26 protein-coding genes are annotated in these 22,522 nt (G+C 71.4%); 14 read left to right on the forward strand and 12 right to left on the reverse strand.

Going from position 1 to position 22,522, the window contains the following annotated elements; genetic code table 11:
- Positions 1-253: 253 nt before the first annotated feature.
- From Acy02nite_RS27860 to Acy02nite_RS27875, 4 genes are all read left to right on the forward strand, one after another.
- On the forward strand, positions 254-592 hold the full coding sequence (locus Acy02nite_RS27860) for an STAS domain-containing protein (RefSeq protein WP_203745857.1): 339 nt from the start codon (positions 254-256) through the stop codon (positions 590-592).
- 96 nt (positions 593-688) lie between these two features.
- On the forward strand, positions 689-1,147 hold the full coding sequence (locus tag Acy02nite_RS27865) for a DUF6232 family protein (protein ID WP_203745859.1): 459 nt from the start codon (positions 689-691) through the stop codon (positions 1,145-1,147).
- 58 nt (positions 1,148-1,205) lie between these two features.
- A complete protein-coding gene (locus tag Acy02nite_RS27870) occupies positions 1,206-2,111 on the forward strand; it encodes a M15 family metallopeptidase (RefSeq protein ID WP_239175270.1) in 906 nt (301 codons plus the stop codon).
- Between the two features lie 117 nt (positions 2,112-2,228).
- Positions 2,229-3,068, forward strand: coding sequence for an aldo/keto reductase (locus Acy02nite_RS27875; protein ID WP_203745867.1), 840 nt, complete (start codon positions 2,229-2,231; stop codon positions 3,066-3,068).
- 133 nt (positions 3,069-3,201) lie between these two features.
- On the opposite strand, the gene Acy02nite_RS27880 is transcribed toward Acy02nite_RS27875, so the two are convergent.
- Both Acy02nite_RS27880 and Acy02nite_RS27885 read right to left on the reverse strand, forming a co-directional pair.
- Positions 3,202-3,525, reverse strand: coding sequence for an STAS domain-containing protein (locus Acy02nite_RS27880; protein ID WP_203745869.1), 324 nt, complete (start codon positions 3,523-3,525; stop codon positions 3,202-3,204).
- Between the two features lie 287 nt (positions 3,526-3,812).
- The gene (locus Acy02nite_RS27885) at positions 3,813-4,388 is read right to left on the reverse strand and encodes a dihydrofolate reductase family protein (RefSeq protein ID WP_203745870.1); all 576 of its coding nucleotides are present in this window, start codon (positions 4,386-4,388) and stop codon (positions 3,813-3,815) included.
- Between the two features lie 152 nt (positions 4,389-4,540).
- On the opposite strand from Acy02nite_RS27885, the gene Acy02nite_RS27890 reads away from it, so the two are divergent.
- The 3 genes from Acy02nite_RS27890 to Acy02nite_RS27900 are packed head-to-tail and all read left to right on the forward strand — an operon-like array spanning position 4,541 to position 8,072.
- Positions 4,541-5,218: a response regulator transcription factor gene (locus tag Acy02nite_RS27890; RefSeq protein ID WP_203745872.1), complete on the forward strand. Its 678-nt coding sequence runs from the start codon at positions 4,541-4,543 to the stop codon at positions 5,216-5,218.
- Between the two features lie 16 nt (positions 5,219-5,234).
- Positions 5,235-6,686, forward strand: a complete 1,452-nt coding sequence (locus tag Acy02nite_RS27895; RefSeq protein ID WP_239175271.1) for a sensor histidine kinase — start codon at positions 5,235-5,237, stop codon at positions 6,684-6,686.
- A gap of 39 nt (positions 6,687-6,725) precedes the next feature.
- Positions 6,726-8,072: a DUF2079 domain-containing protein gene (locus tag Acy02nite_RS27900; protein WP_203745876.1), complete on the forward strand. Its 1,347-nt coding sequence runs from the start codon at positions 6,726-6,728 to the stop codon at positions 8,070-8,072.
- An 18-nt stretch (positions 8,073-8,090) separates the two neighbouring features.
- Here Acy02nite_RS27900 and Acy02nite_RS27905 read toward each other — a convergent pair whose 3' ends face one another.
- Entirely contained in the window at positions 8,091-8,753 is a 663-nt protein-coding gene (locus Acy02nite_RS27905; RefSeq protein WP_239175272.1) for an HAD-IA family hydrolase, read from the reverse strand.
- A 154-nt stretch (positions 8,754-8,907) separates the two neighbouring features.
- Here Acy02nite_RS27905 and Acy02nite_RS27910 point away from each other — a divergent pair, with 154 nt between their 5' ends.
- Positions 8,908-9,489, forward strand: a complete 582-nt coding sequence (locus Acy02nite_RS27910; RefSeq protein ID WP_203745878.1) for a hypothetical protein — start codon at positions 8,908-8,910, stop codon at positions 9,487-9,489.
- Between the two features lie 192 nt (positions 9,490-9,681).
- Here the strand turns inward: Acy02nite_RS27910 and Acy02nite_RS27915 are convergent, their stop codons facing one another.
- On the reverse strand, positions 9,682-9,867 hold the full coding sequence (locus tag Acy02nite_RS27915) for a hypothetical protein (protein WP_203745879.1): 186 nt from the start codon (positions 9,865-9,867) through the stop codon (positions 9,682-9,684).
- Between the two features lie 163 nt (positions 9,868-10,030).
- Here Acy02nite_RS27915 and Acy02nite_RS27920 point away from each other — a divergent pair, with 163 nt between their 5' ends.
- The gene (locus Acy02nite_RS27920; protein ID WP_203745881.1) at positions 10,031-10,558 is read left to right on the forward strand and encodes an NUDIX hydrolase; all 528 of its coding nucleotides are present in this window, start codon (positions 10,031-10,033) and stop codon (positions 10,556-10,558) included.
- A gap of 59 nt (positions 10,559-10,617) precedes the next feature.
- Here the strand turns inward: Acy02nite_RS27920 and Acy02nite_RS27925 are convergent, their stop codons facing one another.
- Positions 10,618-11,817: an acyltransferase family protein gene (locus Acy02nite_RS27925; protein ID WP_203745882.1), complete on the reverse strand. Its 1,200-nt coding sequence runs from the start codon at positions 11,815-11,817 to the stop codon at positions 10,618-10,620.
- Entirely contained in the window at positions 11,814-12,617 is an 804-nt protein-coding gene (locus Acy02nite_RS27930) for an alpha/beta hydrolase (protein ID WP_203745883.1), read from the reverse strand. Before Acy02nite_RS27930 ends, Acy02nite_RS27925 begins: the two co-directional genes overlap by 4 nt.
- A 134-nt stretch (positions 12,618-12,751) precedes the next feature.
- On the opposite strand from Acy02nite_RS27930, the gene Acy02nite_RS27935 reads away from it, so the two are divergent.
- Genes Acy02nite_RS27935 through Acy02nite_RS27945 form a run of 3 tightly spaced genes read left to right on the forward strand, consistent with a single transcriptional unit; the run spans position 12,752 to position 15,303 of the window.
- Positions 12,752-13,882 carry a sensor histidine kinase gene (locus tag Acy02nite_RS27935; protein ID WP_203745884.1) on the forward strand — a complete coding sequence of 377 codons (1,131 nt, stop codon included), beginning with the start codon at positions 12,752-12,754 and terminating at the stop codon, positions 13,880-13,882.
- Entirely contained in the window at positions 13,879-14,538 is a 660-nt protein-coding gene (locus tag Acy02nite_RS27940; RefSeq protein WP_203745885.1) for a response regulator, read from the forward strand. Before Acy02nite_RS27935 ends, Acy02nite_RS27940 begins: the two co-directional genes overlap by 4 nt.
- A 48-nt stretch (positions 14,539-14,586) precedes the next feature.
- Positions 14,587-15,303 (forward strand): FkbM family methyltransferase, encoded by a 717-nt coding sequence (locus tag Acy02nite_RS27945; RefSeq protein ID WP_203745886.1) that lies wholly within the window; start codon positions 14,587-14,589, stop codon positions 15,301-15,303.
- A 22-nt stretch (positions 15,304-15,325) separates the two neighbouring features.
- Here Acy02nite_RS27945 and Acy02nite_RS27950 read toward each other — a convergent pair whose 3' ends face one another.
- On the reverse strand, positions 15,326-15,799 hold the full coding sequence (locus Acy02nite_RS27950; protein ID WP_203745887.1) for a nuclear transport factor 2 family protein: 474 nt from the start codon (positions 15,797-15,799) through the stop codon (positions 15,326-15,328).
- A gap of 79 nt (positions 15,800-15,878) precedes the next feature.
- Here Acy02nite_RS27950 and Acy02nite_RS27955 point away from each other — a divergent pair, with 79 nt between their 5' ends.
- Entirely contained in the window at positions 15,879-16,433 is a 555-nt protein-coding gene (locus Acy02nite_RS27955; RefSeq protein WP_203745888.1) for a TetR/AcrR family transcriptional regulator, read from the forward strand.
- A gap of 165 nt (positions 16,434-16,598) precedes the next feature.
- Here Acy02nite_RS27955 and Acy02nite_RS27960 read toward each other — a convergent pair whose 3' ends face one another.
- Positions 16,599-17,387 (reverse strand): hypothetical protein, encoded by a 789-nt coding sequence (locus Acy02nite_RS27960; RefSeq protein ID WP_203745889.1) that lies wholly within the window; start codon positions 17,385-17,387, stop codon positions 16,599-16,601.
- Between the two features lie 103 nt (positions 17,388-17,490).
- Between Acy02nite_RS27960 and Acy02nite_RS47790 the strand changes: the two genes are divergently transcribed.
- Positions 17,491-18,915 carry a YhjD/YihY/BrkB family envelope integrity protein gene (locus tag Acy02nite_RS47790; protein WP_239175274.1) on the forward strand — a complete coding sequence of 475 codons (1,425 nt, stop codon included), beginning with the start codon at positions 17,491-17,493 and terminating at the stop codon, positions 18,913-18,915.
- Here the strand turns inward: Acy02nite_RS47790 and Acy02nite_RS27975 are convergent, their stop codons facing one another.
- From Acy02nite_RS27975 to Acy02nite_RS27990, 4 genes are all read right to left on the reverse strand, one after another.
- The gene (locus Acy02nite_RS27975) at positions 18,916-20,046 is read right to left on the reverse strand and encodes an FAD-dependent oxidoreductase (RefSeq protein WP_203745890.1); all 1,131 of its coding nucleotides are present in this window, start codon (positions 20,044-20,046) and stop codon (positions 18,916-18,918) included.
- A 109-nt stretch (positions 20,047-20,155) separates the two neighbouring features.
- Complete coding sequence (locus Acy02nite_RS27980; RefSeq protein WP_203745891.1) at positions 20,156-20,827, reverse strand: TetR/AcrR family transcriptional regulator; 672 nt, start codon at positions 20,825-20,827, stop codon at positions 20,156-20,158.
- Between the two features lie 67 nt (positions 20,828-20,894).
- Entirely contained in the window at positions 20,895-21,212 is a 318-nt protein-coding gene (locus Acy02nite_RS27985) for a hypothetical protein (protein ID WP_203745892.1), read from the reverse strand.
- Positions 21,213-21,562: 350 nt separating this feature from the next.
- On the reverse strand, positions 21,563-22,522 hold the full coding sequence (locus Acy02nite_RS27990; protein WP_203745893.1) for a pectinesterase family protein: 960 nt from the start codon (positions 22,520-22,522) through the stop codon (positions 21,563-21,565).

Below are 22,522 nucleotides of genomic sequence, written 5' to 3' on the forward strand. Positions count from 1 at the left end.
GGCTTGGTTTGATCTTGGGGTGACCGTGCCCGGCCACGGAGGCCGCCCTTGCGGTCCGAGCGTTCTGGGCGCCCCGCGCCCTGCTCGGAGCGCAAGGGTCCCCGCGGGAGCGACGGTCCGGACCACGGCGGAGATGGGCAAGGAGGTCTTCGGGATTGTGGTCCTTGTTGTGACCGGCGGCCATCGACCGCGCGGCATGCGGTGCGTAATCTGGCGTCTCGGGAAACATCGGGGTTACGGAAGGTTGACTGCGATGACCGCCACGACGGTCCACATCGGCACCGGACCCGACGGCACGCTCGTCATCCGGCCGCACGGCAGCCTCGACGACGCGGATGCGGTGGACCTGCAGCGCACGCTGGTGCACGCCATCCGGCACACCCGCCCGTTACGCCTGGTCGTGGACCTGATCGAGGTCGGCGATCTGGACCCGATCAACCTGGGGACGCTGGCCGCCGCCTGCGTGCTGGGCGACGAGCACAAGGTCGCGGTCTTCCTCGATCATCCCCATCAGCTGATCGCCGACCGGCTGGCGTCCGCCGGGGTGCCGGCGCATCGGCTGCGGCACGTGACACCTGGCGCCCGGATGTGACGGCCCGATCTGCCGGAATGTGACAGCCCGATCAGGTGTCGGTCGATGACCTGATCTCGTGTTCCGTCGCATCCTGGGTACGGATGGTGGTGCGGGATGCGGATCTATTACCAGGACGCGGACATCACGGTCGCCGCGTCGGGCGTCGAGGTGCGCGGGCGGACCTACGCCCTGGGTGACATCGAGCAGGCGTGGCGCGGCGCGCGCCGGGCCGCCGGGCGCAAGTCGCTGATCGCGTGGGCGGTGCTGCTCGTGGCGATCGTCGTGGAGGCCGCGGTCTGGTGGAGCACGCGGTGGATCTGGGCGGGTCGCGGTCTGCTGCTGGTCGCCGCCATTCTGCTGGTACGGGTGATCGCGCACCTCGCGGCCGGTTCGACGGGCCTGCAGGCGATGGAGGACATCCGGCGGTACGGCCGTTCCAGGGAGCTGTGGATCACGGTGGCGCGGGCGCCGGTGCGGGTGTTGTGCACCGACGACGCGATCCGTTACGGGCAGGTGTGCCGGGCGTTGACGCGGGCGCTCGACGACCACGACGCGGCACGCCGCGTGTCCTGAACGTCGAGCCGGTCGCCTCGGGCCGCCACCGTTGCGCGGGCGCCGATATTGTCGGGGCGTGACCAAGGACAGGCGGCGGCCGGGCGCGCTCGTGGTGGCCGCGCTGGTCTGTTGCGCGCTGGCCGGCTGTTCCGGCGAAGCGTCCACGCCCGCGGCGCTCCCGCCGGCTTCCTCCCCGGCCGTGCGTGCCGCTCCCCCGGCGGTCAGTGCCTCTTCCCCGGCCGTCGCGCCGAGTCCCGCGGTTCCGCCGGCCGGCACTGCCACCGCTGCGCCGGCCTGGCTCGGCACCCGGGTTCTGCCGGTGGGGCCGGACGGGTTCGCCGCTGCCCGGATCACCCCGCCCGAGTTGCTCAACCGCTCGATCGTCACGACGGACGAGCTGCCGCCACCGGTCGACGGCCGCTTCCACTCGACGGTCCAGGCGGTTCCGGCGGACGTGCTCGCCCGCTCCAGCTGGACCAGCGCGTGCCCGGTCAAGGCGCAGGATCTGCGGTACGTGACGGTCGGCTTCCGCGGGTTCGACGGGCTGGCGCACACCGGGGAGCTGCTGGTCCACGAGCGCGCCGCGAAACCCCTGGTCACGGTGTTCGGCAGGCTGTTCGCCGAGAACTACCCGATCGAGCGGATGCGGATCAGCAGCGTCGCGGAGCTCAACGCGGCGCCGACCGGGGACGGCAACACCACCGAGGTGTTCGCGTGCCGTCCCGTGCGGGGACGAAAGGCGTGGTCGCAGCACGCGTACGGGCTGGCGGTCGACGTCGATCCGTTCCAGAACCCGTACCACAAGGGCAAGGTGGTCCTTCCCGAGCTGGCCACCTCCTACCTCGACCGCGGGAACGCCCGGCCCGGAATGGTCCTCGCGCGCGGGCCGGTCGTGGCGGCGTTCGCCGAGGTCGGCTGGAAGTGGGGCGGCGACTACCGATCGCTCAAGGACTTCATGCACTTCTCCGCCAACGGAGGCTGAGCCCAGCGGTGTGCGACGGTGACCGCCCGGCCACCGCGGAGCCTGCCCGGGCGGGGCTGGTCAGCCGCCGGGCGGAGGTAGGCTCGCGCTGGTAACAGGAACGACGTGAGGATCCACATGAGCAACCCGATCGAACCGACGGTGCGGCTGCTGCACGGGGCGGAGATGCCGCGGATCGGCGCCGGCACGTGGCCGCTCAAGGACCAGGATGCCGAGCGGGTCGTCGCCGACGCGCTGAGCGCCGGTTACCGGCTCATCGACACCGCCCAGGCGTACGGGAACGAGCTCGGCGTCGGCCGCGGTCTGCGCGCCGCGGGGCTGGACCGGGCGGAGTACTTCGTCACCACCAAGTTCAACAAGGAGTGGCACGGGCGTGACCTGGTGGCGCAGGCTGCCCAGCGCAGCCTGGACACGCTCGGTCTGGACTACCTCGACCTGCTGCTGATCCACTGGCCGAACCCGGCGCACGACCGCTACGTCGAGGCGTGGGAGGGGCTGGTGCAGCTGCTGGAGTCCGGCCGGGTCAAGGCGATCGGCACGAGCAACTTCAAGCCCACCCACCTGGAGCGGATCATCGCGGCGACCGGGGTCGCGCCGGACGTCAACCAGATCCAGCTCAGCCCCGCCGCCACGCGCGAGGCGTCCCGGGCGTTCCACACGCAGCACGGCATCGTGACCGAGAGCTGGTCCCCGATCGGTGGTCAGGGCGTCGCCGTCCTCGACCTGCCGCTCGTCGGTGAGATCGCGCGGGAGACCGGCCGTACCCCCGCGCAGGTGGTGCTGCGCTGGCACCTGCAGCTGGGCCTGGTGCCGATCCCGAAGTCGGCCGACCCGCAGCGACTGCGGGAGAACCTGGACGTGTTCGGCTTCGAGCTCACCGACAAGCAGATGGTGGCGCTGTCCGAGCTGGACCGGGGCGAGTCCGCGGTCACCGACTCCGACTCCTTCGGACACTAGGGTCTGTCTGGCGGAGCCGATGCCGCAGGCGGTCTGATGATGGCTGCCCTTCGGCGGCAAGTCGCCGGCGGCGGCTGACCGGTGTGCCGGCGCGGTGACGGCGGAGCACGCGGCCCGCGGCGGCAGCTCCGGGTCAGGGGTGCTGCAGCACGGTCAGGAGGCCGGTGATCTGCAGGACCCGGTGCACGATGCCCCGGGCTCCGACCGCCGTCATCGGGACGCCGGCCCGGTCCGCCGCGGCGTAGCCCTCCAGCAGGCCGCTCAGGGCCTCGGAGTCGATGAAGGTGACCTCGGCGAGATCGACGACGAGACGGTCACAGCCGCCGGCGACGATGCCGGCGATCGTCGTGGCCACGTCGTCGCGGGAGGTGATGTCGAGGGCGCCGCGGATCTTCAGGACAACGGCGCGCCCGGATTCGCCGGGCTCGGCGAGGAGCGTGTACGTCTGATCGTCCATGCGTAGTGATTACCCAATCACCGGCAGAGCAGTTCACGATCGGCCGCCGGGACGGGCGGGACGGGCGGGACGGGCGGCGCGAGCTGGGGTCAAACCCGCTTCGTGAGGTGCGTCTCCCCCGCCGTACCGGAAACCGGGGTTGATCTTGCGCATTTGCCTCAGACGCGAACCGGGCGGGTCGATGGGCCCGGCTGTGACGATCGGCGGGGCCGCGTCGGAGCGGCCGGGGCCGGGGCCGCCGGTGATCCCGCAGCCGCCCGTCGTCCACGCCGGTCGCTGAGCCCCGCTCACCCGTGCCGGACCGGACGGTACGTCAGCACCTGCGTGTCGCCGTCGAACGTGCGGTTGTCGAGCAGCCGCAGGTCGAAGTCGCCCGCGCCGTCGAAGATCCGGTCGACCCCGGTCGCCCCGGAGATCACCGGGAAGACCGTCACCTCGATCGCGTCGACCAGGCCGGCGTTCAGCAGCGCCCGGTTGAGCGTCAGGCTGCCGTGCGAGCGCAGCGGCACGCCGGACTCGGCCTTGAGCCGCCGGACCACCTCGACCGGATCGCCGGACTCGATGGTCGTCCCCGCCCAGGCGAGCGGCTCGGTCAGCCGGCTGGAGAGCACCGTGACCGGCGACGCGAACATCCGCGTGATCCACTCGTCGAACAGGCCGCTGTCGAAACCCGGGGCCAGGAACGGCGCGTTCGACGAGTACGTCGTGGCCCCGAGCACCATGCGCAGCGGGTCACGGTAGGCGGCGGCGCGATGCGCGAGGAACTCCGGGCCCTGCTTGCCCCAGTAACCACCCCAGTCGCCGCGGTGGTTCGCGAAGCCGTCGAGCGTCGAGAAGATGTCGAAGGTGTACGTGGCAGTCACGGTCTGATCTCCCTGCGAGGATCCGGGTGCGCCGCGCGGTGCGGCGACCTCACCACTGCTACGAACGCCGCCGCCCCGAACCGACAAACTCTCCCACCCCTTTCCTGAAATCGACTTCAGGATCTTCCGGCGGGTCCTGGAAGGATGGCCCGATGCGGCTGCTGGTGGTGGAGGACGAGCGGGAACTGGCCGAGTCCCTGCGTCGTGGCCTGCTCGCCGAGGGTTACACAGTTGATGTGGCCCACGACGGGAACGCCGGCCTCGAATACGCCCTGACCGAGGGCTACCGGGCCGTCATCCTCGACCTGATGTTGCCGCGGCTGAACGGCTTCCAGGTGTGCGCCCGGCTCCGGGCGGCCGGCATCACCACGCCGGTGCTGGTGCTGACCGCCAAGGACGGGGAGTACGACGAGGCCGAGGCTCTGGACACCGGAGCCGACGACTACCTGACCAAGCCTTTCTCGTACGTCGTCCTGCTGGCCCGTGTGCGAGCCCTGCTCCGCCGTGGCCGTGAGCCCCGGCCGGCCCTGCTGCGCGTCGGTGACCTGGTCGTGGACCAGGGGCAGCGCCGCTGTGCGCGCGGGCCGACGCCGATCACGCTCACCGCCAAGCAGTTCGCGGTGCTGGCCTGCCTGGCGCGGCGGGCGAACACCGTGGTCAGCAAGGCGGAGATCCTGGACGAGGTGTGGGACACGGCCTACGACGGCGACCTCAACATCGTCGAGGTCTACATCCGCGCGCTGCGCCGCAGCATCGACGTGCCGTTCGGACTGCGGACCATCGAGACGGTACGCGGGGTCGGCTACCGACTGGTGGACGATCGTGCGTAGGCCGCGGCTGGCGTCGGTGCGCGTGCGGGCGGCGGCCGCGGCGGCGCTGGCAGCCGCGTTGTGTCTCGGGGGTGGGGCGCTCTGGCTGCGCCACGTCATCTACGCGAACAGCATTGCGGGGTCCATCGCCACCGCGGAGTCGCAGGCCCTCGCCATCGCCTTGACGTATGACACGCAGGCCGCCAGATTCGATGCGGCCGGCGGCGCGCTGGCCAACCGGCCGCCAGACGTGGGCAATGAAGACGGCTACGAGAAGTGGTACGAGTTTCCCTATTACGGCATGAACATCAGCTTCGCGGTGGTCGACAACCGCGGAACAGTGCTGTTGATTCAGGGCCAACTGGCTTATTACGTACAGAAAGGCGGTCTAACCTTTCCCGCTTTCCCACCAAGCGACCCCTTCCACACCATCGACGTCCTGTTGCCACCCGCGCGCAGCGATGCGCACGGGCGACTCGACGACCGCACGGTGACCCTGTTGCCCCACCACCGCTTGTCAGAAGATTTCACGACGACGGTCTACATGCTCATCGACTCGGCCGACGCGGAGGCTGCCGTGGCCCCGGTGGACCGCTGGCTCCGCCGCGGCCTCCCCGCCGCGATCGTGTTCGTCGCCGCGATCGCGTGGTGGGCCTCCGGCCGTGCGCTGCGCCCGGTCGAACGCATGCGCGCCGAACTGGCCCGCATCACCGCCGCGGACATGAGCAGCCGGGTGCCCCAGCCCCGTACCGGTGACGAGATCGAACAACTGGCCGTGACCATGAACGAGACGCTCGACCGGCTCGCCGACGCCGCCGAGCGGCAGCGCCGGTTCGTCGCCGACGCGGCGCACGAGCTGCGCAGCCCGCTCGCCGGCCTCCGCAACACCGTCGAGGTCGCCCTCGCGCACGGCGGCGCCGCGGACCTGACGGTCCTCGGCGTGACCACCGAGCGCCTGCAGCGGCTCACCGAGGACCTGCTGCTGCTCGCCCGCTTCGAGCGGACTGCACCTGCCACCGGGAAAACCGTGGACCTGGCCGCGATCGCGGAGGAACTGGTCGGCGAACGAAGCTACCGCGTGCCACCGGACGAACGGTTCATCGCGGTGGCCTGGGATCCCGCGCTGGTCCTCGGGCGTGCGGACGAGCTGGTCAGAATGCTGGTCAATCTCCTGGACAACGCCGCCCGATACGCCCGTGACCGCATCGTCGTCACCGTCGCGAGGCCTGAGCCGGGCCTCGTGCGCGTGGAGGTCCGCGACGACGGCCCCGGCATCCCGGAAGCCGACCGGGAACGGGTCTTCGAGCGGTTCGCCCGCGTCGACGAGGCCCGCGATCGCGGTGACGGCGGCGCCGGCCTGGGCCTGGCCATCGCCCGCGACATCGCCGTTCGCCACGGCGGCCGCCTCTACGTGGCGGACACCTCGAACGGCGCGTGTCTCGTCGCCGAGCTGCCGGAGCACCGCGAGGCTGAAGGAAGTTCAGGTTGATTCAGCGGGGGTTCAGGCGCGGCTCACGAGCATCGCCGCATGCAGACCACCGTTGTCCGTTCGCCGGAGACCACCCGGCTGTCCGCAGCGCCCTACGTCGTGGCCGCCGCGCTGTTCCTGCTCTACACGTGCTGGTCGGTGCACCGGCATCGGGCGTTGCTGACCAGGGGCTACGACCTGGGCATCTTCGAGCAGGCGGTGCGCGGCTACGCCGGTCCCGGCGCGCCCACGTCGACGATCAAAGGGCCCGGCTTCAACCTGCTGGGCGATCACTTCCACCCGATCCTTGCGCTGCTCGCCCCGCTCTACCGGGTGTTTCCCGGCCCGGTCACGCTGCTCGTCGCGCAGGCCGCGCTGCTCGCGGTGTCGTCGATCCCGGTCACCGCGCTGGCCGGCCGCGTCGCGGGTTTCGGGGCCGCGGTGAGCGCCGGGATCGCGTACGGGATGTCCTGGGGTCTGCAGTCGGCGGTTGACTTCGACTTCCACGAGGTGGCGTTCGCCGTGCCACTGCTGGCGTTCAGCCTGGTCGCGTTCGTCGAGCGCCGGTGGGTCGCCGCGGCCGGATGGGCGGTGCCGCTGATCGCGGTGAAGGAGGACCTCCCGGCGACGGTGGCGGTCATCGGGATGCTGCTGGTGTGGCGCGGGCGCCGGCGGCTGGGCGTCACGACGATCGTGGTCGCGGTCGGCTCGGGTCTCCTGATCGTCGGCGTGCTGCTGCCGGCGCTCAACCCCACGCACGTTTACGCGTACGCCGGGAGCACGACTCTCGACGGCCAGGACCCCTTGCAGCGCCTGTTTCTGCCGGCAACCAAGATCAAAACCCTGCTGTGGCTGCTGGCGCCGACGCTGTTCCTGGCGCTGCGATCGCCGTTGTTCCTGGTCGCGGCGCCGACCCTGGTCTGGCGGTTCTGGTCGGCGAACCCCTCCTACTGGGGCACCGGGTTCCAGTACAGCGCCGTCCTCATGCCGATCGTCTTCGTGGCGTTCCTCGACGCGCTTCCCGAGCGGCGGGCCCGGGCGGCGGCCCACGCCGCGTGCGTGATCGCCCTCGCCGCGACGATGCTGGCGCCTTTACCGCTGCGGGGGCTCCTCGACCCGGGCATGCGCGGCGCCGATGCGGTACGACTCGCGCTCGCCCGCATACCGGACGATGCCCGGGTGGCCGCCGACAACCGGCTGGCGCCGCAGCTCACGTCCCGATGCGAGGTGTACTTCTTCCCGGCGTACCCGCAGATCGGTGTCCTGCCCGAATGGGTCGCCGTCAGCGACCCGCCAGACACCAGCATGGCCACTCCCGGGTCGATGGGCGTCGCCCGCGACCGGTTGCCGGCCCTCGGATATCAGGTCGTGCTCCAGGACTATGGCGTGACCGTCTATCGCCGCTGACCATTTCTCCAGCCGAGTTCAGCTGTCGCGGCGTCCCGCCACCGCGCGCGGCACGTCCGCGATCGTCCGGACGACCACGTCGGCCTCGGTGAGGGCGGCCGGATCAGCGGCCAGGCCGACGACGAACGCACCGGCGGCCCGGCCCGCGACGACTCCCGTCGGCGAGTCCTCGACCACCACGCATTCCTTGATGTCGGCGCCGAGTTGCGCCGCGGCGGCAAGATAGCCCTCCGGATGCGGCTTGCCGTGCCGCACGTCGTCCGCGGTGACGAACACGGCGGGCACCGGCAGACCGGCTCCGCGCAGCCGGGCGGTCATCAGCCGGCGCGACCCCGAGGTGACCGCGGCCCACCGGCCCGGCGTCAGCCCGGCGAGAAAACGCTGGGCGCCCGCCATGGCCACGACGTCAGCGGCGCGTTCCTGCTCGATGGCGGCGATGTGGTCGACGACGGCGGCGCGCAGCGGCTCGGGGAAGAACCGGGCGACCGCGTCCTCGTCGCGAAGCCCGTGGCAGACCGCGAGGATGGCGTCCGCGTCAGCGCCGAAACGCGCGGCCACCTCCCGCCAGGCGTCCTCCACCACGTGCCGCGAGTCGACGAGCGTTCCGTCGATGTCGAGCAGGAACGGCACGGGTTCCGCCGTCACGCCGGCTTTCGCATCGAGATCGGTTCTTGCTTCCACGCCGACCGACGATACGTCTTGCCGCGGAAGTTGCCGGCAGCCACGGCGCCAGGACAGTGGGAATGCGCAAGTCCGAGCCCAAGAACCCCCTGCTAGCATCACGCGCCATCCTGATCGACTTCAGCCCTCGGGCTGCATCTACTTCGAGGCTTTCATGAGCATCGCAATCCCATCCGGCCTGGTCCAGAACGGCACCGGCATACCCCAGGTGTGCACGCGGCACGGCGAGGCCGCCTCCGTCGGCAAGCCGGTCAAGTTCTGGTCCAAGCCGCCGATCTGGTCGTACTTTCTGATCATTCTCGGCGCCCTGCCGTTCCTGATCGTGACCCTGATCCTTCGCAAGGAGGTGCGGGCACAAGCCTGGCCGTTCTGCCCGCAGTGCGAGAAAACGCACAAGAACCGGCTGATCACCGGGATCGCCCTGATCGCCCTGCTGCCGCTCAGTTTCGTGGTCGCGAGCGGAGCCGGTGACACCGGCGCGCTGCTGACCCTGCTGGGCCTCGTCGCCGCCTTCGCCGGCCTTCTCGTGCTGGCCCGTGGCGCCTACCGCATGCTGCCGGGGGGCTTCGCGTCGCGGGACGGCTCCACCGTCGACTTCCCGAAGGCGCACCCGCAGTTCGTCACCGCCGCGCACGCTGCGTACGCGCAGGCCGCGCAGCAGTACGCCGCGTGGCAGGCGGGCCAGCACGCCCCGTACGCCCAGCCGACGGTCGGGTACCAGCCGCCGCAGCAGTGATCTCTGCTGTGGCGTGGTGGGCGACCGGAATGAGGTGAAGTGGCCCCGGCCCCGGTCCCGACGGCGGGGTTCCGGCTGCTCCGGTCAGAACATCGGCTGACCAGAGCAGCCGGGCACGAGGTGGTTGCCCAACGGCCCGCTGAGCCGTGCCGGCACGAGGGGAGCAAGCGCGCCGGTGCTCGAACATGGGGTCTATCGACGACGCAGGACGTCGCCGGGTGGCACGTCGAGGACGAAGATGTCGCCGATGTTGCCCTCGTATCCGTAGTCGACGTTCCGGACACGCAGCCGCTCGGGGCCGGCCTCGACGGGACGCAGATAGCCGAGGAGTTCGTCGTCCTCGGCCCGCCGATACGGGATCCAGGTTGCCGGAATCATGAGACGCGAGCCTAGAGACGCGGCCTGCGGCCCGCAACGCGGTTTAACGAGCGTGGACGGGCTGCTCATCGCCACGAGCCGCGCCCTCTACCGCCGCGACGAAGCAACGGCTCCGCCGCGGTCCTTCCGTGTCATGGGCAGCCGGGGTTGAGATGATCGCCCGATGGAACAGGTCAGCAGCCGCGTGGTGTACCGGAACCCATGGATGACCGTCAGAGAGGACCACATCAGACGGCCGGACGGCAGCCCGGGCATCTACGGCGTGGTCGAGAAGCTGGACTTCGCGCTGGTCCTGCCCCGCAGTCGTGACGGGTTCTGGCTCGTGGAGCAGTTCCGCTACCCGGTGGGACGACGAGCGTGGGAGTTCCCGCAGGGCAGTTGGGGCCGGGACGCCACCGGCGATCAGGTTGTCCTTGCCCGGCACGAACTGGCCGAGGAGACCGGCCTGCGCGCCGGGTCGATGAAGCATCTGGGGCATCTGTTCGAGGCGTACGGATACTCGACGCAGGGATTCGACGTCTACCTTGCGACGGAGCTCGAGGAGGGCCTGCCCGACCGGGAGGCGAGTGAGCAGGACATGGTCCACCGTGCGTTCAGCGATGCCGAGATCGCGGAGATGATCTGTTCCGGTCAGATCGTGGACGCGCCCTCGCTGGCCGCACTGACCCTCTACCGGCTGCGGCAGTCCTGAGGTTGCGGCAGTCCTGAGGCGGGTCAGGCCGTGGCCGGCTCGGCGAGGGCGGGGCGTCTTCACGGCGGAGGAGTCGGCAGGGAGTCACGCTGTGCCATGCCGGCCACGGCGGGAAAGCCCTCACCTCTCCCGGCCGCGTCCTGTCCTGCCGGGGCCGGACTCGTGTCGCATGCCGCCGGGAGGCTGCGGCGCAGGGGTGAAGGCCGGGGCTGGAAGATCGCGCACAGGCCGGCCAGCACGAGCGCGAAGACCGGCAGCCACAGCAGCCGGTGCAGCGGCCACGTCCCGGCCGGCTCGTCGAGCAGGCCGGGCAGCGGGCCGGCCGGCAGGCTCGCGAAGGTGACCAGCAGCAGCGCGGTCTGGTGCCAGCAGAACAGGGTCATGGCGGCCAGGTTGAGCACGATGACCGGCCGCCACAGCCCCGGCCGGTGCAGCACGGCCGCGAGGCGGGGCCGCAGCAGCAGGAACAGGCCGAGCTGGGCCGCGGCAAGCGCGAGGGCGAACAGCGACGGCGGGTCGAGGTTGGACCAGCCGTCGCCTGGGACGCCGACCGCGCTGGCCGGGTACCCGGCCACGACGACCAGGACCGCCCCGGTGACGAGCCCGCCGACGGCCAGGACGCGCCCGTGCCGATGGGTCAGAAGACCTTCGGACAAGCAGATCCCGAGGATGTACGGGGCAGCCCACCCGATCGGGGCGGCCGGCAGGAGCAGTGCGGAGTCCACGCCGAGGTGGCGCACGACGTCGCTCGCCGCGACCAGTGCGACCGGAACCACGGCCGTCCACAGGCCGCAACGGAGCACGGCGGTGCGCAGCAGTGGGGTCAGGGCGAGCAGGACGGCGTACACGATCAGGAACCACATCGGGTGCGCGACCAGGGACCACACGGCGTGCCGGGTGCTCGCCGGGGCGCTGACCGCCCGGAGCAGCCCGAGCGCGGGCAGCCACACCGCGGCGAGGACCAGGATCGGGTGGATCAACCGGGTGAGCCGGCTGGTCAGCCATGGCCGGGCGGCGCGGCGGCGCAGGCCACGGGCGGCAGAGAAACCGCCGGCGAAGAAGAACAGGCCGAGTGTCTCGAGCACCCAGGTGAACGGGATCAGCGCCGGATGGCCGGCCAGCGGGCTCGCGCCGTGCCACGCGGCCGGCTGGGCCGGGTCGCTGACCAGGGCGGACACCAACCAGTGGCCGAGGACCACGCCGAGGATGGCGACGGCTCGCAGGGCGTCGACGGTGCGGTCCCGATCGGCCGGGATCATGCCGCACCCCCGGCGATCCGGGCCAGGGCGGCGAGCGAATCGGTGCCCGGCGCCAGGTAGTGGTCGTGGTCGCGTACGTCAGCGGTCTCGAAGATCTTGGCGCCGAAGGCGTGATCGGTCGGCTTGGTGCCGTGTCCGAGACCGAGCAGTCGCAGACCCGGCACCCAGCGGACCCAGTCCCCCGCGCCCTGCCCGGCCCAGACCGTGGCCGTGGTGTGCAGACCGGCGACGTTGTCGGCGCCCATCCCCGGGCTGCCGAACACCGCGATGTCGGTGACCCGCGACGGGAGCCGGGACGCGGCCAGGCCGATCACCGTGGAGCCGTAGCTGTGCCCGAGCAGCGCGATCGTGGCCCGCGGGTACGCCGTGGTCAGGTCACCGACGAACGCGACGAGCGCGTCGGCGCCCGCGCCGGCCAGGTCCTCGCGCCCGGCCTGCCGGACGGTCTGCGGGGTGGTGTAGCCGAGCCAGGCCACCACCGCGTGATCACCCGGGCCCATGGCCTGCTGGAGATCCGCGGCCTGGGTCGCCGGTGACCGATACTGCTTACCGCCGACGCCGCGCCAGAAGTTCTGCAGCCGGTGCGACATGCCGGGCACGAGCACGGCGATCCGGCGCGCGGTGGACAGGTCCCCGAACACTTGGGCGACCCGGCCCTGGCCCCGCGCGTCGAACAGCAGGTAGGTGCCGGGCGGGCGGTTCACCGCAGTGGGTGGAGCGGTGGCCGGCGGCGCGAGCAGCGTGCCGGCCGACGGGGTGACGATCATGGTGAGGACGGCCAGGACGATGTTCTTCTTCATGGCCGACAACCTGCCGGGTGCACGCATCGACGCACATCGGCCCGTGGATCACATCGCGGTCGGCGGCGGGTAGCCCACGGGCGTACACCCGTGGGCCGATGTCCGCGCTGACCAGCGCCGATACGATCATCGACATGTCTGTACGTCTCGGTGGCCTGTCACGCTGGAGTCTCGCGCTGCTGTTCCCGGTCGCCCTCTTCCTGGCCGCCATGATGCCGACCGGCGACGTCCTGATCCAGATCGCCGCGATCGTGCTGGTGCTGGGCCTGCCGCTGGGCCTGATGCGCCGGCGTCCCATCGCGGCCCTGGTGATCGTGGTGATCAGCGCGGCCGTGGTCGTGCCGGCCGTGCATCAGCAGTTCTCCGGCCGGGTGCTGCTCATCCCGCTGCTGGTCCTGGCCGACATCGTGGTCGGCAACGTCGCCGCCAAGACTCCGCGGTGGCAATCGGTCACGGCCGCGGTGGCGACCGCCGTGGCCCAGATGCTGCTGGCCGCGCTGGACAACCCGAACGGCCTGACCACCCTCTACGTGATCGAGATCCTGGGCGTCGTGACCGCGTGGGTGATCGGCAACTCGGTCCGGCAGCGCCGGCTGTACGCGGCCGCGCAACGGACCGAGGCCGAGGACCGGGCGGTGCAGGCCGAGCGGCTGCGGATCGCCCGGGAGCTGCACGACATGATCGCGCACAGCATCGGGGTAATCGCGGTGCAGGCCGGAATGGGCCGCCGGGTGATCGACACCCAGCCGGCCGAGGCCCGCAACGCGCTGGCCAACATCGAGGAGACCAGCCGGGACACCGCGGCGGCACTGCGACGGATGCTGGGCACGCTGCGGCGCAACGACCTCGAGGCGGGGCCGGTGACGCGGGATCCGGCGCCCGGTCTGGACGATCTGGAGAGCCTGATCGCCCGTACCGAGCAAGCGGGTCTGAAGGTCTTTCTGCGGCGCAGCCGGGAACAGGCGCAACTGCCGCCGGACATCGACCTGTCGGCGTTCCGTATCGTGCAGGAGGCGATGACCAACGTGATCCGGCACGCCGCCACCGACCGGTGCGACGTCGTGATCGAACAGGGACAGCAGATGCTGACGATCGAGGTGACCGACGCCGGGCGCGGCGTCACCGGCCACGGTGATCACGGATACGGGATCTCCGGCATGCGCGAGCGGGTCAGCCTGCTCGGCGGCGACTTCAGCGCCGGTCCGCGTGATTCCGGCGGCTTCCGGGTGTACGCGCGGATCCCGATGCCGGGCGAGGGCGCATGAGCGTGCGGGTGCTGCTCGTCGACGACCAGCCGCTGATCCGGAACGGTCTGCGGGTCCTGATCAACGATGCCGAGGACCTGACCGTGGTCGGCGAGACCGGCAACGGCGCCGAGGCGGTGCGCCTGGCCCGCGAGCAGCGGCCGGACGTGGTGGTGATGGACATCCGGATGCCGGTGATGGACGGCATCGAGGCGACCCGGCACCTGCTGTCCGGAATCGATCCGCCCAAGGTGCTGATCCTGACCACCTTCGACGACGACGAGTACGTCTACGCCGCACTGCGCGCCGGGGCCAGCGGATTCCTGGTCAAGGACATGGCCCTGGACGACATCCTGGGCGCGGTCCGAGTCGTAGCGGGCGGGGACGCTCTGATCGCCCCGAGCGTGACCCGGCGGCTGATCGAGCAGTTCACCGGTCGTCCGGCCGTGCCCGCCCCGGTCCACCGTTCCGCCGAGGGCATCACCGAGCGGGAGCGGGAGGTGCTGACCCTGGTCGGCCTGGGCCGCTCCAACGCGGAGATCGCCGCCGGCCTGCACATCAGCCCGGCGACCGCCAAAGCTCACGTGGCCTGCCTGTTCACCAAGCTCGACGCGCGCGACCGCGTGCACCTGGTGATCATGGCGTACGAGATGGGGTTGGTAAGCCCCGGGGCGTAAGCCCGCCGGCCGATTCGCGGCGGCCGCCCACCGCCTACCTTCGGGGCCGTGACCATCCTCAACGCAGTCGCGACCACCCTGTCGCGCCACACCCGGTACCTCGACGCCGAACTGCACACGATCGGCGGCCTGGTCCGGCCGGGCGACGTGTGCCTGGACATCGGATCGGCCGCCGGCCTGTACAGCCGGCTGCTGTCCGACCTGGCCGGCCCGGACGGCGCGGTGCACAGTGCCGAGCCGCTGACCTTCGGGCACCCGTTCTGGACCCGCGTCCTCGGTGCCCAGCGGCGTGCCAACGTCCACCATCGCGCGGTCGCCCTCGGCGCCGAACCCGGGCGGGTGGCGATGCGGGTGCCGTACACCCCGGCCGGCCCGGCCACCAGCCGCTCCTTCCTCGACTGGAAGAGCCGCGGGGTCGGCTCCGGCGACGAGTTCACCCGGTACGAGGACGTGCTGGTCGAGGTGACGACCGTGGACGAGATGGTGGCTCAGGCGCGGTTGCACCGTCTGGACTTCGTCAAGATCGATGTGGAGGGCGGGGAACTGCACGTGCTGCACGGTGCGGCGGAGACCGTGGACAGATTCCGTCCCGTGATGTTCATCGAGATCGAGGAGAGACACACTTGCCGGTACGCATACTCGCCCGGGGACGTCGTCGGGTGGCTCACGGCGCGGGGGTACGTGATGTACACCTGGGAGCGGGGGTGGCGGCCGGCGGAGCGGGTGTGCGCCCACACGAACAACTATCTGTTCCGGCCGCGCTGAATCTCAGCAGTCCTGAGGCGGGTCAGGCCGTGGCCGGCTCGGCGAGGGCGGCGGCCAGCCCGGGGAGGCGGCCGAACGCACGGGCGCCGGCCACATGGTCCACATAGTCACGGGACTCGACGATCTCGCCGTCGCGGACCCGCACCACGAAGATGCACGGGACCGTGAAGGCGCGGCCGTCGATCACACCCTCGTACCGGAACTCGAAGATCACCACCTCGGGGTCCGGAGTCGCGTGGACGTGGTCGCCGGCCACTTCGTAGCTCTCGACGCCGGCCGTCCGTCCACCGCCGGCGAAGTGCTCGCGCAGCGCGGCCCGGCTGAGCAGCGGGGTGTCGCCGAGCGGGCTGAACGGGTGCCGGACGTCGGTGCGCTCGGCGTAGCAGGCGGCCAGTTCGTCGAGCTCGGCTGCCTCTTCCTCGGCGGTGAGCCCGCCCCGCATGAGACGGCAGACGCCGTCGGCGACGGCTCGGACGGTTTCCTCGGGTGTGCGCACGGCGCGACTCCAAACGGGTTAGCGAAGTCCGGACTCCGTTTACGCTACCGAAGTCGAGGCTCCGGTTACAGTACGTGTCATGCGTCAAGACGCCCGGGAGAACCGCGAGCGCATCCTCGCCGCCGCCGAGCAGGTCTTCGGCACCCACGGCGAGGCCGGTTCCACCGAGGAGGTCGCGCGGCTGGCCGGCGTGGGCATCGCGACCGTGTTCCGGCACTTCCCGGCCAAGGAGACGTTGATCGAGGCCACGCTGGTGCGCCACTTCACCGGACTGCTCGACCGGACGCGGGCCGCGGCCGCCGCGCCCGATCCCACGGCGGCGCTGACCGCCCTGATCCGCGACCTGATCAAGCACGGCGCCACCAAGCTCACCCTGGCCTCCATGCTGGGTGCGGCGCCACCTCCGGCCGTCGTCGCCGCGGCGGGCCAGGTGAAGGCGGGCGTCGACGCGGTGCTCCGGCGGGCCCAGGCCACCGGCGAGATCCGGCAGGACGTCGGCGTCGACGAGCTCTACCTGCTGATCCGCGCCCTGACCCAGACCACTACCGTTTCCCCTGCCCCGCCGGCCGTGCTCGACCGCGCCATCGACGTCATCCTGGCCGGCTTCGCCACCGGCAAAGGGGCGGGCCGCTGAATGCCGATGGCGCAGCCTGCCGGGATGACGTCGACCCCGGCGACACCCGAGCCGCCGGATCCGCCCGCTCGGCACCGGGCGGCGGCTTCTCCGGGCTCGCGTTCTCCGGCCGGGTGCTGGAGTTCGCCGCGAGCGTGCTCTACCTCTTCGGCGGCTCGCGGTCGGTCAGCCGTGCAGGAACTCCGTCAGGACGAGGGCGAGCGGGCCGTTGATGCTGCCCGGCGGGATCAACCGGTCGCCGCGAACCCGTAGCTCCTCCTCGTCGTAGCCCGGGCCGCCGTATCCGCCGAACTCGGCGGTGGAACCCTCGACCGCATTCGTGCTCCAGACCTCCCACATCATGTCCGCGCCCGCGGAATCCTCGTCCATCGTGTCGTGGCCGTAGCTGCCGAGCACGCCGGCGAGGTCGTACGGGCCGATGACGCCCAGGGTGCAGGCACGCGCCGCCACACCGGCGATCATGTCCCAGTAGTCCAGGCGTGGCCGGTCGCCGAGCTCGGCGGCGAGCTGGTCGGCCAGCCGTTTCTGCGCGGCGTGGATGTCCGCGTCGAGGTAGTCGTCGCTGGTCGCCAGCGGGCCGTCAGCGGCCAGCTCGGCGAGGGCGGGCCAGTCCCCGCCGGCGGCCAGCGCCGGCCCGGCGATCCGATGCCACTCACGCCCGGTGCCGCCCGCCTCCGCCGCGACCGCGTGCAGGACCAGGGCGAGCCCGGCCCGATCCACCCGCGCCGTGGCTTCGGCGTGTTCCATGATGCGGCCCGCCTGCAGCTGGAGGTACGGCACGAGGAAGTCCCGGCCGCCCGCTATGCGCTGCGTCATCCGGGTGCGGCCGTCACCGGTGTGCTCGACGAGGGCCTCATGGCGCACGTTGGCCAGGACCAGCGGCAGCGGCACCGCCTGCAGGGCCGCGGAAACCTGGGCGGGCGCGGCGTCGACATGGGTCACGACCTCGGTCACGGCCAGGACCCTACCCGTCCGGCCACGATCGTTGCCTGACGCCGTGGCCCGTCACGCCGCGGGTGAGGAGTAGCGGGACGGCGCAGCGGGTACGGACGCGGCCATGGCTGCCGGGCGTTCCTCGAAGCGGTTCACGACCGGCTGGCAGCGGCTGCGGCGCCGCGCGGGCTGGGTCGATCATCTGGCCCGCGCGGGTGTCCGTTACGACGAGGCCGACGGCGGGCGGCTGGCCGCCGCGGTGACCTACTACGCGTTCTTCGGCACGTTCGCGGCCTGGCTGCTCGGTTTCGCGATCTTCGGGTTCGTCCTGGACGACCCGCAGGTGCTCGCCGCCGTCGAACGGTACCTGGCGCAGGACCTGCCGCAGCTCGACGTGCAGACGCTGCGGGCGTCCCGGACCACGGCCGGGGTGGTGGCCCTGATCGGGCTGCCGATCACCGGCTGGTTCTGGGCGGACGCGTTCCGCTCCTCGATCCGGCGCATCTGGCGGCTCCCCGAGTACCCGGGCCGCCTGCCGAGCCGGGTGCTGATCGACCTGCTCGTGCTCGTCGGCCTGGGCGTGCTGCTGGTGGCCTCGCTCGCCGTGGCCTACGTGACGACGGTCGTCGCGACCCGCATCACCGAGGTCGCCGACGCCGGTGACGGCCTGTCCCGGGCGGCGCTCACGGTGGTCGCCTTCCTGGTGGGCTCCGCCCTGAACACGGTTCTGGCGTGCGGCGCGCTGACCGGGTTGCCGCGGGTCCGGATGCCGTGGCGCCGCCTGCTCGGCCCGGCGGCGGTGGCCGGTGTCTCCATCGAGCTGCTCAAGACGCTCGGCGGTCAGTACATCCGGGCGACCGAGGCCAACCCGGTGTACCAGCTGGTCGCCGGCTCGGTCGGGTTGCTGGTCTTCCTGAGCGCGCTCAATCAGCTGCTGCTGTTCGCCGCGGCCCTCACCGCGACGAGCACGACCGGCTCGGCGTCCGACCTCGCCGCGGAGGGGGCGCGCGGGCCGGCGACGTCGTCCAGCATGATCACCGGTATGACTGACGACCGGATCGGGCCGCCGCTGACCGGCAGCGAGCGCGACACCCTGTGCGCCTGGCTCGACTACCACCGCGCCACGCTCGCCCGTAAGTGCGCCGGCCTGACCGACGAGCAGCTGCGCGAGCGTTCGATGCCGCCGTCCACGCTCACCCTGCTCGGGCTGGTGCGGCACATGGCCGAGGTGGAACGCACCTGGTTCCGGCGGGTGTTCGAGGACCACGAGATCCCGCTGGTCTGGTCGGACACGATGGACTTCCAGGCCGCGTACGATCCCGGCGGCTCCACCCGGGCCGAGGCGTTCGCGGCGTGGGAGGCCGAGGTCGCCCACGCCCGTACGATCGAGCAGGCCTCCGAGTCCCTGGACCGGGTCGGCTATCAGCCCCGCTGGGAGAAGGACGTCTCGCTGCGTTTCGTGATCACCCATGTGCTGCAGGAGTATGCCCGCCACAACGGTCACGCCGACCTGATCCGCGAGGGGGTCGACGGGACCGTCGGCGCCTGATCAGTGCGGGCCGAACGAGGCGAACATGTCGACCAGTGACCGCGGCGCGTTGTCGTCGAAGATCAGCTCCAGGCTGTCGGCCGACTCCTGGGCGATCCGCTCGCTGCGCTCGAAGAGCTCCTTCTCGTACGCCGAAAGCGCTGTTTCGATGTCGTCGGGGTGCGCGGCGATCGCCTTGCCGAGCTCGGCGCCGTCGAACATGGCCAGGTTCGCGCCCTCCCCCGCGAACGGCGACATCACGTGCGCGGCGTCGCCGAGCAGCGTCACCCCCGGGACGCGCTCCCAGCGGTGCCGGACCGGCAGGGCGTTGATGGTCCGCGGGATCAGCGCGCCGTCCGCCTCGGTGATCAGCGACCGGATCTCCGGCGCCCAGCCGGCGAACTCCTCCAGCAGCACGGCCTTGCCCTTGTCACGGTCGGCCCAGTCGATGCCGTCGAGCCATTCCTGCGACGTCTTCAGCGCGATGTAGACGTGCAGGCTGCCGTCGGTCTCCTTGTGCGCCAGGAATCCCTTGCCGGGCGCGAGCGCGAACAGCATGCCACCGCCGACGACCGAGGCCGGCACCGGATGGCGCGCGTCGGCGTCGGCGTGGTCCACCTCGACGAACGAGATCCCGGTGTACGCCGGCACGGCGTCGGACACCAGCGGCCGGATCCGTGACCAGGCGCCGTCCGCCCCGACGAGCACGTCGGTGGTGACCGTCTCGCCGTCGGCGAAGCTCACCTCGTGCCGCCCGTCGCCGAGCGCCCGCGCGCCGGTGACCTTCTTGCCCCACCTGATCGTCCCGGCCGGCAGCGAGTCGAGCAGCATCTGCCGCAGCTCCCCGCGGTCGACCTCCGGACGATCCCCGGCGCTCTCGTCGTCGGTTTCCTCCAGCAGTACGGTGTTGTCCCGGTCGAGCACCCGCATGGCCTGCCCACCCGGGTGGATGATCGCCTGGAACTGCTCGGACAGCCCGGCGTCCCGCAGCGCGACCTGCCCGTTGTAGTCGTGGATGTCGAGCATGCCACCCTGCGTCCGGGCGGCCGGTGAGTCGTCCAGCTCGTAGATGGTGGCGGCGATCCCGTTGACGTGCAGGACGCGGGCGAGCGTCAGACCGCCGAGTCCCGCGCCGATGATGGTGATGTTCATGATGCCTCCTGGCAGTGTTGAACACGTTCGGGACGAACATGTTCGGATTGAGCAAAGCTCGGGCTGGTCATCCGGGGCCGGACGACCAGCGTGCGAATCAGCCTGGAACTCAGCCGGCGCGCAGACCGTCGATGATCGTGGCGAACGCCCAGCGCATCCGCTCCTCCCCCGAGCCCGCCAGGATCTCCTCCCGCACGCGCACCAGGTTCGGATAGGTGCCAGGTGAGGCCTCGACGACCGCGAGCGCGAGATCCTCCTGCTCGGCCTCCGCTTCCGCCGACTCGTCACGGCTGCCCTGCTCGGCGGCCGTGGCGGTGGCGTGCTGCAGCAGGATGTCGACACCCCACGCGGCCTGCCGCACCGGCACCCCGCCGTCGAGCAGCAGCCCGGCGATCGTGTCGATGAGCCGCAGATAGTGCGGCCCGGCCGGGCGCAGCATCAGCACCGAGCGCGCCAGGCTCGGATAGGAGAAGAGCAGCCTGGTGTACGCCGTGAGCGTCCCGATCAGACGCTCCCGCCAGTCCCCCACCGTCGGGTCCGGCGTCTCCAAACCGGCGACCAGCTCGTCGAGGATCGCGCCGTGCAGCTCGGCGGTGTTGCGCACGTAGACGTAGAGCGACGCCGGGCCGGTGTCGAGCTCGGCGGCCAGCCGCCGCATGGTCAGCCGCTCGAGCCCCTCCTCGCGCATGACGTGCAGCGCGGCCGTGACCAGGCTCGCTCGGCTGAGGGGCGCTTTGGCGGGCCGGTCGCGGCGGCTCACGGGTTCACGGCGAGGACTCATAACACGATCGTAGCGAACATGTTCGTCAACCGCCAGGGGCCGGTGTCGGGCGTCACCGCGGGCCGCCCTACTGGCAGAACCCGTCGCCGTCGTTGCCGCCGTACGTGCCGATCGCGCCCATGGACGTGATCTTCACGCACTGCCCCACCATGTTGGCGGAGCCGGCCCGCACCATGATCTCCGCCGCGTTGTCCCCGATGATCCGCCCGAACGGCGCCGCCGCGACAGACCGCACAGCGGCCACCCCGGTCAGATACGTGAGCTGGGCGGTCTCCGTCTTGTTGAAGTAGATCGTCCCCGGCCGGTAGTGCGGCGCGGACGCCGCCTGTGCCGGTGACGTCACGACCATCATCCCTGCGGCGAGCACCGCCACGACCGTGCGCATCGTTGAGCCCTCCTTCGTGCCGACGCAACGAGCGTGGCAACCCGGCCACCCCCACCGAGGCAAAACCCCGATCTTTCCTCCGGCCCGCATCACCGGAAGCTCGGTAGCCGGGCCGGGCCGGGCCGGGGCTGGTCTTGCCGGGCACGCGCGAGCCCCGGCTGGCGCTCAGGGGTGTCAAACCAGCCCGATACACCCCTGAGCGCCAGCCGGGGCCACGACGCGCCCGGATGCCGGGACCGCCCGCCCACATCGCGGAGGTGCCGGGCGAGCCGGCGCGGTCACCGGCGGCAGGGGCCCGACCAGCGCGAGGGGTGGCTGGTCGGGCCCTGACCGTGATCGGCGGCCGGGGTTCAGCCGACCGGGTTCCAGCCGTCCGATCCCGCCAGGTACTTCTGCGGGGTGTAGTTGGCGGCCTGCGCGTCCGTCAGTTGCGCCCGGTTGCTGTTGACGGTCGCGCCCGCGCCGGTGTTCTTGTACTCGTAGAAGCGGGCGTTCTTCCACGAGTTGCCGGACATGTCGGTCCAGGGCTGGGCCACCCTGATCGTGGAGCTCAGGCTGGACTCCCGGACGGTGACCTGGGCGGCGGCACCCCAGGGGCGGCCGAGGTAGGTGACGTTCCCGGTCGCGCCGGTGATCGTCGACTTGTAGATCAGGAAGCCGTACGTCTGGGTGGAAGGGGTGTTGGCGGCGGTGAGATAGCCGCCGCTGGTGCGCTTCTCGTAGATCTGGCACGCGTAGAAGACGGCGCTGCCGTTGCCGTAGATGAAGTCGACAGTGCCCTCGATGTAGGAGCTCCAGACGTACGCCCGCGCACTGTTGTAGATCAGCAGTGTGTCCTGATCCCCCAGGGCCCGGACGTTGCCGAGCCGCGCCCGGTCGCCGTAGAGCGCCAGCGCGAGCGCCTGCGACGACCCGTTGGCGGCCTCGTCGTAGTCGTTGCTGAACGTCAGGTTCTTGCCGTAGAACTCCTTGGCCTGCACGTACACCGTGGCCGACCCGGTCGTACCGGCGGTCGAGGCGGGCTTGTTGTTGACGATCACCGTGGCCGCCGCTGTCGAACCGAGGCCTTCGAGCGTGATGTACGGCTTGTTCGACGGGATGACCACGCTCTCCCGGTAGGTGCCCGCCTTGATGGTGATCGTGACCCGGCTGGTGTTCCCGGCCGGGACCGCGTTCACGGCGGCCTGGACCGTCCGGTAGGTGGCCGAGCCGTCAGCGGCGACGGTCAGCGTGGTGGCCGCCGCCGCGGGGACGGCGGAGAGTCCCAGCAGCACGGCCGGCACCGCGGCCAGCGCGAGGATGCGTCGCAT

It is taken from the genome of Actinoplanes cyaneus (assembly GCF_016862095.1).
Classification (GTDB): Bacteria; Actinomycetota; Actinomycetes; order Mycobacteriales; family Micromonosporaceae; genus Actinoplanes; species Actinoplanes cyaneus.